Raw genomic sequence first — 9,974 nt, forward strand, 5'->3', positions numbered from 1 at the left:
ACGGTCCGGGAGGCGTGTTCCGTCTCCCGGACTGCGCGACCGCCCAGCGGTGCGCAGAGCCTGTACGGAGCGTGTTCGAGACTGGCCTCACCGCTCCGATTTGGCCGAAAATCGACCCCACTCTTTCGGGTGTATCACCGCTTCTACGCTGGTAGTTGACGGCGCGTTGGGGGTTTAAAGGGCGCGCTATGGGGGCGCATTCGCGTCGTGATGACCTGGCCGGTCGCGCGGCGCCGGTACGGTGACTCCTCTGTGGCGGGCGCCCGTCCGGGGCGGGGCGAGTGTCTCCGCCGGGGCGCATCCGACGGAGCGCGTACGGCTCCGGCACCCCTCCTGAGCGCCTCCTTCATGGCAGCATGGGGAACCGGTTCGTACGGTGCACTGGTTGTCCACAGCATGTGGAGGCGGCGATGCGGTGGTTGGTGGGATGGAGCAGCACCGCCGCGGGCGCCACGGGGTTCGGCCCCACCGGCTCCGCCGGCGCCACCGGGATGGACGGCGAGACCGTGCACCCCGTGGGATCCCAACTCCTGTGGGGTGACCCCGACCCGCTCTGGGCGGTCGGCGACTGGCGCCCCGACGAGGTACGGGTGGTCAAGGCCGACGAGCAGACCCGGATCGCCGTCCTCGGCACGTGCGGGGCCTCCGACGAGCAACTGCGCGTCGCGCTGTTCGCCGCGCGGGGCGGGGCGCTGCGGCACCTGACCGCCTGGCCGGGGAGCTACACGGCGGTCGTGCAGGTGGGGCGCCGGGTCACCGTCTGCGGTGATCTCGCCGGTGCCCGGCCGGTCTTCCACACCCCCTGGGCGGGCGGCACCGCGTACGCGACCGCCGCGCTGCCGCTCGCCGACCTCATCGAGGCCAACCTCGACTTCGGACACCTCGCCGCGCTGCTCGCCGCCCCCGACGTGCCGGCCGCGCTCCACGACTCCACCCCGTACGACGGCGTGAAACGCATTCCGCCGGGGCATGCGCTGATCCTGCGCGCCGGGGCGCGCGAGATCGCCGGGTACGAACCCGTCGCCTCGCTCGCCGTCGCCGCGCCGCCCGCCGACCCCGACCGCGCGGTGGACGCCGTGCGGGACGCGCTGGTCGAGGCCGTACGGACACGGCTGGCCGCGCCCCGGCACGTTCCCGGCGCCGGTGTCGACCCCGGGCCCGTGCCCGGGATGGGCCCCGCCGAGCGGCGGGCGGCCCGCGGGACGCCCGTGCCGGGGATCGGGGCCGATCTGTCCGGCGGGCCGGCGTCCGGGGCGCTGGCGCTGCTGGCCGCGGGGCTGCCCGGGATGCCGGGGACCGTGCTGGGGCACGGGACGGGGGCGGGGGAGCGGCTGCTGGCCGTCACCTTCAACGACCTCGCCGGTGGGTTCGGTGGGGTGCGGGACGACGACGAGCTGTCACGGGCGGGGGCGCTGGCCGCCAATCCGCGGCTGCACCACGTGGTGGTGGCCGGCGCGGAGTCCACGCTCCCGTACGTCGATCTGGACGGGCCGCTGACGGACGAGCCCGGGCCCTCGCTGGTGTCCGCCGCGCGGCACCGGGCGCGGCTGGCGGCGGGGAGCGCGGATCACTTCACCGGGTACGGGGCGAAGCAGGTGCTGGACGCGCATCCGGCGCGGCTGGCCGATCTGCTGATGGACCGCAAGCGGCGGCATCTGGTGCGGCCGGTGGCCGCGCTGGCCAAGGCCGACGGGTCCGTGATGGTGCCCGCGCGCGTGTACGCCGCCGCTCGGCGGCTGGCGCGCACGCCGTACCGGGCGGGGCTGGAGTCGCTCGCGGAGCGGCTGTTGCAGCGGCGGCTGGACGACGACGGGCCCGGGGGTGCGGCGGATGCCTCGCTGGCCGCGCTGACCTGGGGGAGACCCGGGCCGGCGGCGCGCTGGCTGACGGGTGAGGCGTTGGCTGAAGTATCGGTTCGCCTGCAGGCGTCGACGCGGCGGTCCGAGGTGGGGCCGGGGCAGCGGCCCGGCGATTTCCGGGCGCGGGCGGCGCTGGCCCGGCACGCGGCGGATCTGCGGGTGCTGGAGCAGGCGGCCGAGGTCCGGTCCCAGCGGCTGCACGCGCCGTTCCTCGACAACCAGGTCGTGCGGGCGTGCCGGGCGCTGCCGGAGGCGCTGCGGGTGCAGCCGGGGGCGCGGGCGTCGATCCTGCGGTCGGTGCTGGAGGGGGCGGGAGTACGGGAGCTGCCGGCGGGCTGGGGGGCGCCGGGGGCGGTCGGCTCGGCGACCGCGGCGCGTACGGGGCTGCGGGTGGCGGCGGACTCGCTGGTGGCGCTGTTCGACACGCCGCTGCTGGCGGAGGCGGGGCTGGTCGAGGCGCGGGTGGTGCGCAAGGCCCTGCGGGGCGCGGCGGAGGGTGAACCACTGCCGCTGGACGGCCTGGCGGATCTGGTCGCCCTGGAAGTGTGGCTACGCCGCCTGCTGGCCCGCAGGGGAACCTGCTGGACCGGCACCCCGGCCCGCCAACGCGCGGTCCCGGGCGGAATCACCCCCCAACGCGGCGCCTTGGGCGCCGGCACAGCCGGCACCCGCTGAGGTTCGCCTGCGGTGCAGGGTTCGGTCTGGTGGGTGGGATGGCTACGGTGCGGGGTTCGGTCTGGTGGGTGGATGCCTGCGGCGCAGTGTTCGGTTCGGTGGGGGCTTGGGTAGCGCCTAGGGCCGGTAGGTGGGTCGGGGCCGCGTCGGGGGTGTCCGTCCTCGGACTGGCGCGAAATAGGTGTCTCGGATGGCCGGGGGTGCGGACGCGCCAGCCACTGCGGGCGGCCACCCCCGCCCCGTCCCCTCCTCGCCGTGGGCGACTACATGCCGCCGTCCCCGCGCCCCGCGATCCGCATTCCGAGTCCTGCGCCCCGCGCCCACATTCCGCACCCCGCGCCCACATTCCGCACCCCGCGCCCGCATTCCGTGCCCGCATTCCGCGCCCCGCGGGCAACCGTGTCGCCGCCCCGCCGTTCCCGCGGGCAGCCGCATGCCGCGTTCCCGCGGGCAGTCGTGCCGCTGGGGCGGCACGGGTGGGCGCGACGGCACCCCGTAAGCGCCGGGCTGCGCGAACCACCCCCGGCCCACACCAACGTGGAGCACCCCGCAAGGGCGGCCGCGCAGACCGCCCCCGGTGCACGCCCACACGGGGCACCCATACGGCACGGGCCCACGAAAACACTGAGGCACCCCGCAAGCACCGAACCGCACAGCCCCACCGGTGCCGCCAAGCCACCCCTACGCCGGGCGTGAACGCAACCCTTCCAGCAAGATGTCCAGCAACCGCGCCGACGCCGCAGCCTGCTGCGCCGCATCCGGCAGGGACGGCGCCGCCGTCGCGATCACCAGCAGGACGTCGGACACCGACACATCCGGCCGAAGCTCGCCCGCGGCCCGCGCCCGGTCCACCAACTGCCCGACAACATCCAGCAGCTGCGCCGCCCCGGCATCGTCCTCCGCCGCCACAGCCGCCGGCGCCTCCGGCACCAGCCGCAGCTCACCCGCCCCCGCCACCTGCGTCCGCTGCTGCGGCAACCGCGCATGGTCCGGCAGACCGTGCTCCTCCGCCACACCCACCCGCAGCACCTGCGGCGGCAGCAACCGCCCCGCGCCGGACGCGACCGACGTGCGCAGGAAACGGGACAGCGCCGACCACGGCTCGTCCTCCTGGCCGAGCGCCGCCCGCGCCTGGTCGGTCAGCCGGGAGGTCTCCTCCTCGGCGATCCGCCGCACCAGGACGTCCTTGCTCGGGAAGCGCCGGTACACCGTGCCCACGCCGACCCGTGCCCGGCGCGCCACGTCCTCCATCGGCGCGCCGTAGCCCAGCTCGCCGAAGACCTCCCGCGCGGCACGCAGCACGTGCTCCAGATTGCGCTGGGCGTCCACGCGCAGCGGCGTCGTGCGCGCCCCGTCCGGGCGTCCGCCGCCCGTGGGCGCGCTCATGGTCGCGCCGGCCGCGAGAGCGGAAGACCAATGAGAGTCCTGAACATGCATATGTATTCCCCCGGTAATGACGTCTCCCCCCGGAGACTTCTCCCCGCCATTGATGTCCGGGGCGCGTGGAACAGGCCCGGCTTGTCGGTCCCGCCCGTCGCGAGCCCGATGAGCGCATCCCCCTACACCCCGTCGACAGACGAACATAGTTGAGAGGGGGTCAATTCAGAAGGGGCAGGTTCCGCACGGAGCGCCCCTCGATCGGAGTACGGGGCGCATACGTCCCGAATGTACCCCTGAGTGAGGTCCAGATCACCGCTGCTGACCTGGGGGAATTCCGGCAGGGTCGGTGAATCGGCCAACCCGGTGTGTGCGGGCCCTCCGGTCACACAATTCGTCGGGGCTGTGGACAAACGCAAGCGGCGGGTGCGTCATGGGATGGTGAAGGAACGTGCGCGCATTCTCGTTGTCGGCGGCGGCTACGTCGGGATGTACACGGCCCTGCGCCTCCAGCGGAGGCTGAAACGGGAACTCGGGCGGGGCGAGGCCGAGATCACGGTCGTCACCCCGGATCCGTACATGACGTACCAGCCCTTCCTCCCCGAAGCGGCCGCCGGTGCCATTTCCCCTCGCCACGTCGTCGTACCGCTGCGTCGTGTCCTCGACCGGTGCCACGTCGTCATCGGCGAGGCCACCCGCATCGACCACGCCAAGCGCACCGCCACCGTCAGCACGCTCGCCACCGGCGAGGAGGGCACGGGAGGGCGGCAGATCACGTACGACGAACTGGTGCTCGCGCCCGGTTCCGTGTCGCGCACCCTGCCGATCCCCGGTCTCGCCGATCACGCCATCGGCTTCAAGACGGTGGAGGAGGCCATCGGCCTGCGCAACCATGTGCTGGAGCAGATGGACATCGCCTCCTCCACCCGTGACCCCGCCATCCGGGACGCCGCCCTGACCTTCGTCTTCGTCGGCGGCGGCTACGCGGGCGTCGAGGCGCTCGGCGAGCTGGAGGACATGGCCCGCTACGCCGCGCGGTACTACCACAACATCCGGCCCGAGGACATGAAGTGGATCCTCGTCGAGGCGTCCGGGCGCATCCTGCCCGAGGTCGGGGAGGAGATGGGCCGGTACACCGTCACCGAACTGCGCCGGCGCAACATCGACGTACGTCTCGAGACGCGGCTGGAGTCCTGCGCCGACCGCGTCGCCGTGCTCAGTGACGGGTCACGCTTTCCCACGCGTACGGTCGTGTGGACCGCCGGCGTCAAGCCGCATCCCGTCCTCGCCGCCACCGATCTGCCGCTGAACGGGCGAGGGCGGCTGAAGTGCACCGCCGAGCTGGCCGTGGTCGGGACCGCGCACGCGTGGGCCGCCGGGGACGCCGCCGCCGTCCCCGACGTCACCGCGCGGGAGCCGGGGCGGGAGTGCGCCCCCAACGCGCAGCACGCGCTCCGCCAGGCGCGCGTCCTCGGCGACAACGTCGTCCGCTCCCTGCGGGGTGAGCCCCTGGAGACGTACGCCCACAAGTACGCCGGTTCCGTCGCCTCGCTAGGACTGCACAAGGGCGTCGCCCAGGTGTACGGGCGCAAGCTCAAGGGCTACCCCGCCTGGTTCATGCACCGGACCTATCACCTCAGCCGGGTCCCGACCTTCAACCGCAAGGCGCGGGTCGCCGCCGAGTGGACGCTCGCCGGGCTCTTCAAACGGGAGGTCGTCTCGCTCGGTTCACTCGAACACCCCAGGGCGGAGTTCGAACTGGCGGCCGGTGGAAAGCCTTCTCAGGACCCCCCGCACAACCCGAAGGGGTCGTCCTGACCGGACCCAGGAACTCCAGCGGCCGGACCGGCGTCTGACGGATGTCGGCCCGGTCGGCACCCTGCCAGACTGGTCCACCACCGCGGGCGGGCCCCCGCCCACCCCGGTGCGGCCCCCGGGGCCCCGGCCGGTCCCGGTTTCCGGCCGCCGACAACTACACGAGGCAAGGATTCGTGAACTTCACGCGCTGGAGCGCCCGGCTCCCCGGAACGCAGCGCCGCGCCGCAGCGCGGAACGAGCAGGCGGTCTCCCCGGACCGGCGGGGAGAGGGCTCCGTGCCCGGGGCCCGCGCCGAACAACTCACCGACGACGTGCGGCCCGTGCCCGCCGTCGACGATCTCGGGGTACGCGAGGTCCTGGACCACGTCCCCTCCCTCGTCGCCCTGGTCCACGGCCCCGACCACCGCATCGCCTACGTCAACGACGCCTACACGGCGGCCTTCGGCGCCCGCCCGATCGGCGCCCCCGCGCGCGGAGCCCTCCCCGAGCTGGAGGCACTCGGCCTGCTGCCCCTCCTCGACCAGGTCCTGCGCAGCGGCAAGTCCCGCACGGTGAAGTCCCGCAAGGCCCCCGACGGCCGCTCCTACACCTTCACCTGCACCCCGGTCACCGAGGGCGAGGGCCGCGGGGTGCTGGTCTTCGCCACCGACGTCACCGACCACGCCGAGGCCGCCGAACGCCTGCGCGCCAGCGAACGCCGCCAGCGCGAGACCGCCGTCACCCTCCAGCGCTCCCTCCTCCCCCAGGAACTGGAGGAGCCCGACGACCTGCGCGTCGCCGCCACCTACCACCCCGGCGGCACCGAGGCCGCCGTCGGCGGAGACTGGTACGACGTGATCACCCTGGGCGGCGGCCGCACCGCCCTCGTCATCGGCGACGTCATGGGACGAGGGGTGCGCGCGGCGGCGGTCATGGGCCAGCTCCGTACGGCCGTACGGGCCTACGCGCGGCTCGACCTCCCGCCGCACGAGGTGCTCCAGCTCCTCGACGGCCTCGCCATGGAGATCGACGCCAACCAGATCGCCACCTGCGCGTACGCCATCCACGACCCCAACGAGGGCAGCCTGGTGTACGCCTCCGCCGGCCACCTGCCCATCCTGGTCCGCGACGAAAACGGCACCGTCCGGCGCGCCGACGAACCGACCGGCCCCCCGCTCGGCACCGGCGGCTGGATGCACGCGTCCGGCTCCGTCCCCCTCACCCCCGGTTCCACCGCCGTCCTCTACACGGACGGCCTGGTCGAGCGGAGGAACGAGGACCTGGACGAGGGCATCGCCGCCCTGGAACGCGCCCTGGCCGGAGCCACCGGCAGTCCCCAGGTCGTCTGTGACCGCCTGGTCCGCTCGGCCGGCGTCACCCCGGACCACGACGACGACGTCGCCGTCCTGGTCCTCCAGCACCCCGCCCGCAAGGGCGCGGAGAGCGAGCTCTTCCGCAACGCCGCGCTGGAACTGCTCGGCGGGGTCGAGGCGGCCCCACGCGCGCGTGCCTTCGCATCCGGCGTGCTGACCAGCTGGCGTTTCCCCGTCGAACTGCACGACCTGGGCGTCCTGGCCACCAGCGAACTGGTCGCCAACTCCCTCCAGCACGGCACACCGCCCATGCGGCTGCGGCTGCGCCGCACCGACCGCCGCCTGATCATCGAGGTCACCGACGGCGACGACCACCTGCCGAGGCGCCGCCGCGCGGAACCCGGCGACGAGTCCGGCCGGGGCATCGCGATCGTCGCGACGATCGCCTCCGGCTGGGGCAGCAGACGCACCCCGGGCGGCGGCAAGGCGGTCTGGTGCGAATTCCTCCTGCCGAAGCCGAAGTCGGAGCCGAAGACGCCCGGCTCGTAACAGAGCCGGGCGTACGGGTTGGGTTGTACGGGGGTGAGGCAGGGGCGCGTGGATCAGACGTGCGCCGGAGCCTGTCCCGCTGCCGCGCCGCCCTGCACCACCACACGGCTCCGCGCCACCGACGGCTGGTCCTGTACGTCCGTGAGCTGCCGCCCGAGCCGCACCGCCAGCACCGTGATGCCCAGCGAGAACAGCAGGAAGATCACGACGTACGGCGCGTGCAGCGAGGCACCCAGCGGCCCGCCCACCGCCGGGCCCACGGCCAGCGCGAGCTGCTTCACCAGGGCGAACGCCGAGTTGTACTGCCCCGCCATCCCGGCCGGCGCGAGATCGGCGACCAGCGGCGCGAGCGTCGGCGACAGCATCGCCTCACCGAGCCCGAACAGCGCGTACGTCGAGATGAACGCGGCGGTCGCCATCGTCTGGCTCCCGTTCCCCAGCCCCGCGTATCCGGCCACGGCCCACGCCACGGCCCAGATCAGCCCCACGGACGCGATCACGCGCGAGCGCTTGCGCCGCTCGACGAACCGCAGCACCGCGAACTGCGCGACCACGATCACCAGGGTGTTCGCGGCCAGCGCCGTCCCCAGCGCGGAGGTGGAGATCCCGGCGGCCTCGACGCCGTACGCGCTCAGCCCCGACTCGAACTGTCCGTAGCAGGCGAAGAACAGCACGAAGCCCAGCACACACAGCTGCACCATGGCCCGGTTGCCCAGCAACTGCTTCCAGCTCCCCTTGGCCGACTGCGCCGGAGCGCCCCCGGCGCGCGACGCGTGCGGCATCCGCGCCGTCGCCATCACCACGACCAGCAGCAGGAACATCGCCGCCTCGATCGCGAAGAGGAGAACGAAAGAGCTCGCTTTCGTGGGATCCACGAGGTGACCGCCGATGAGACCGCCGACGCCGAGCCCGAGGTTCTGCAGGAAGAACTGCGTGGCGAACGCCCGCGACCGGTTCTCCATGGTCGAGCAGTCCACGATCATCGTCGCGAGCGCCGGCTGCATCACCGCCTGCCCGGCGCCCAGCGCCGCCGCCGACAGCAGCACGGTCGCCGCACCACTCGACAGGCCCAGGCTCAGCGCCCCGACCGCGGCCGTGACCAGGGCGACGAGCAGCACCGGCAGCGGGCCGCGCCGGACGATCGCCCGTCCGGCGAACGGCAGCACGATCAGCGCGGCCACGGCGAAGACGGCGAGTACGAGACCCGCCGTCATGGCTCCCAGCCCTCGCACCTGCGCCACATAGACGTACAGGTACGGGACCGTGAAGCCCAGCCCGAACGCGCTGAGTGCGTTGCCCACGTGGATCCGGCGCATCGCCGCGCCCATCGCCCTGGTCACGTTCACCTCTCTCAAGCAAGTAGTTAGGAGTGAAGACTTAGAAGCTAAAGTTCGATGCTAAAGGCTACACAGTGAAGGACTTCAAGGCAAAGGAGGGGCGTGCCATACTGCGGCCATGGGCGACACCTCCGGCCTCGGCGAGCCGACACTCGAAGAGCAGATCGCCGCGTACCAGCGCGAGTTCCAGGACCTCGACCCCCAGGTCGAGAAGATCGTCAACGCGCTGTCCCGCCTGAACCGCCGTATGAACGTCGCCTACGGCCGTCAGACCGCCGAGCTCGGCATCACCAACGCCGACTGGGAGGTCCTCAAGGCCCTCGTCCTCTCCGGCGCCCCGTACCGCATGGGTCCCGGCGACCTCGCCAAGCGCCTCGGCCTGACCCCGGCCGCCATGACCCACCGGATCGACCGCATGGTCACCGAGGGGCTGGTCGACCGGGAGCGGGACGAGACCAACCGGGTCCGCGTGATCGTGGAGCTGACCTCCGCCGGCCGCGAGAAGTGGCTCGAGGCGATGCGCCTGGCCACCGTCTTCGAGGAGGACCTCCTCCAGGACCTCGACCCGGACGAGCGGACGACGCTGGGCGAGGTCCTCACCCGCCTCCTGCGCCGGGTGGAACACGCCCAGCCGGACGCCGGCGGACGCCTCAGCGACCTGGACTGAAAAATCTTGGGCAGGAACTGTTGACAGCCACCACTCCGATCCGTAAGGTTCTTCGGGTTGCCACGGGGCCGTAACGGTTCTTCGGCAGCACCTTCCGCCGCATCCGCGGCACTCAAAACCCCAGCACGACCTCCCAGTGGAAAAGATTTCGGCGTGCCCGAATTCAATTCCGACCCTCGATTTGAGGAACACGGAGAGAGTCCGCTAAGGTTTGAGACGTCGGAACGGCCCAACGGCCGGGAAGACAGCCCGCTCTGACCGGGAATCAGGCCCGAAAGGATCTGATAGAGTCGGAACCGCCGGAAAGGGAAACGCGAAAGCGGGAACCTGGAAAGCACCGAGGAAATCGGATCGGAAAGGTCTGATAGAGTCGGAAACGCAAGACCGAAGGGAAGCGCCC

At 72.8% G+C, this 9,974-nt stretch carries 6 protein-coding genes; 4 read left to right on the plus strand and 2 right to left on the minus strand.

What is annotated here, in order from left to right; all coding sequences use genetic code 11:
• Window positions 1-410 precede the first annotated feature (410 nt).
• Window positions 411-2,534: an asparagine synthase-related protein gene (locus AMK33_RS16065; RefSeq protein ID WP_073933465.1), complete on the plus strand. Its 2,124-nt coding sequence runs from the start codon at window positions 411-413 to the stop codon at window positions 2,532-2,534.
• A gap of 681 nt (window positions 2,535-3,215) precedes the next feature.
• Here AMK33_RS16065 and AMK33_RS16070 read toward each other — a convergent pair.
• On the minus strand, window positions 3,216-3,971 hold the full coding sequence (locus AMK33_RS16070) for a TetR/AcrR family transcriptional regulator (RefSeq protein ID WP_073933466.1): 756 nt from the start codon (window positions 3,969-3,971) through the stop codon (window positions 3,216-3,218).
• 378 nt (window positions 3,972-4,349) lie between these two features.
• Here AMK33_RS16070 and AMK33_RS16075 point away from each other — a divergent pair, with 378 nt between their 5' ends.
• Complete coding sequence (locus AMK33_RS16075) at window positions 4,350-5,729, plus strand: NAD(P)/FAD-dependent oxidoreductase (protein ID WP_073933467.1); 1,380 nt, start codon at window positions 4,350-4,352, stop codon at window positions 5,727-5,729.
• 173 nt (window positions 5,730-5,902) lie between these two features.
• On the plus strand, window positions 5,903-7,570 hold the full coding sequence (locus AMK33_RS16080; RefSeq protein ID WP_073933468.1) for an ATP-binding SpoIIE family protein phosphatase: 1,668 nt from the start codon (window positions 5,903-5,905) through the stop codon (window positions 7,568-7,570).
• A 53-nt stretch (window positions 7,571-7,623) separates the two neighbouring features.
• On the opposite strand, the gene AMK33_RS16085 is transcribed toward AMK33_RS16080, so the two are convergent.
• The gene (locus AMK33_RS16085) at window positions 7,624-8,898 is read right to left on the minus strand and encodes an MFS transporter (protein WP_073933469.1); all 1,275 of its coding nucleotides are present in this window, start codon (window positions 8,896-8,898) and stop codon (window positions 7,624-7,626) included.
• A 127-nt stretch (window positions 8,899-9,025) separates the two neighbouring features.
• On the opposite strand from AMK33_RS16085, the gene AMK33_RS16090 reads away from it, so the two are divergent.
• Window positions 9,026-9,574 (plus strand): MarR family winged helix-turn-helix transcriptional regulator, encoded by a 549-nt coding sequence (locus tag AMK33_RS16090; RefSeq protein ID WP_073933470.1) that lies wholly within the window; start codon window positions 9,026-9,028, stop codon window positions 9,572-9,574.
• The last annotated feature ends 400 nt before the right edge of the window (window positions 9,575-9,974 follow it).

It is taken from the genome of Streptomyces sp. CB02400 (genome assembly GCF_001905725.1).
In the GTDB taxonomy this organism is placed as follows: domain Bacteria; phylum Actinomycetota; class Actinomycetes; order Streptomycetales; family Streptomycetaceae; genus Streptomyces; species Streptomyces atrovirens.